1 protein-coding gene is annotated in these 994 nt (G+C 30.6%); it reads right to left on the bottom strand.

Features of this window, described 5'->3' with window-relative positions; translation table 11 throughout:
• Window positions 1-245: 245 nt before the first annotated feature.
• The gene (locus tag HMPREF0650_RS12980; RefSeq protein ID WP_155813552.1) at window positions 246-614 is read right to left on the bottom strand and encodes a hypothetical protein; all 369 of its coding nucleotides are present in this window, start codon (window positions 612-614) and stop codon (window positions 246-248) included.
• Window positions 615-994: the final 380 nt, after the last annotated feature.

Raw genomic sequence — 994 nt, forward strand, 5'->3', positions numbered from 1 at the left:
CATTGCCTCAAGTCACATTGTGGGGTAAGGGGATATTGTAGGCAGAAGTGGGTGCTTCAAGTTCAAATTATCTGCCAATTCAGTAATGAGAGGACGTGTAAACGCAATAAGGACGTTCAAGGGCTTAGTTGCGGATTTGAGGATTATAAAAAATAAAAATTAATAATTCTTTCTTATTGCATACAATATTTTATATGCCCAAAAACATACCTTATGTATAAATGGATTTTTTTACTATAAATCAGCTATATTTCATTACTTTCTTTTGCTAGTTTGAAAAAAAATAATTTATTTTGCAGAAACCAATATAAATAAAATAAATTATGAAAAATCGATGGTGGGTCCAAGACTACTAGAGGTGGATCTTTCAAAGATTGTTTCTTGGAAGCTACAGGGATAGCTGCGGGTGCTGCTATTGTTGGAGGTTTGGCAAAAGGAACTGTTTCAAAAGCTCTAGTTAGAGCTTCTTTGAGAATGGTAGCAAAAGTTGGTATCCGGACTCTATCTGGTGTTGGTCTGGCATTGATGGCTGCAGAAATAACTTGGTGTATGTGGTAAATATGGCATCTATTTCCAAAAATATATTCGACATATATTCCAGCACATTTTATCAATGTGTAGTATTCATTAGCTTGATTATAATCTTGGGTTATATGATATTGGAAATATGTACAGGTTCATTTTATTATAAAAATGCATTAATCAATATATGGGCTTTAATAACGTGCCTAACTTATATTATAGGGAAAAATAATAAGTATAAATACATAATAATGTGGATAGTATTATTTTCTCAAATAATGTTAGCATTATGGGTTGCAAAATAATACGTTAAAAGCACTAATATATATAAATGAAGTAAATGAGTATGTACAAGTGATTCAGTTGACAAATAACTTAATATATCTATTCTAAGAGATTCTCAAGAAAATCAAAAATAGAACAAAAACAGTAGGGGAAAACAAACTAATAATTTCTCTTACTGTTTTTATCA

Source organism: Hoylesella buccalis ATCC 35310, assembly GCF_000177075.1.
Taxonomy (GTDB): Bacteria; Bacteroidota; Bacteroidia; order Bacteroidales; family Bacteroidaceae; genus Prevotella; species Prevotella buccalis.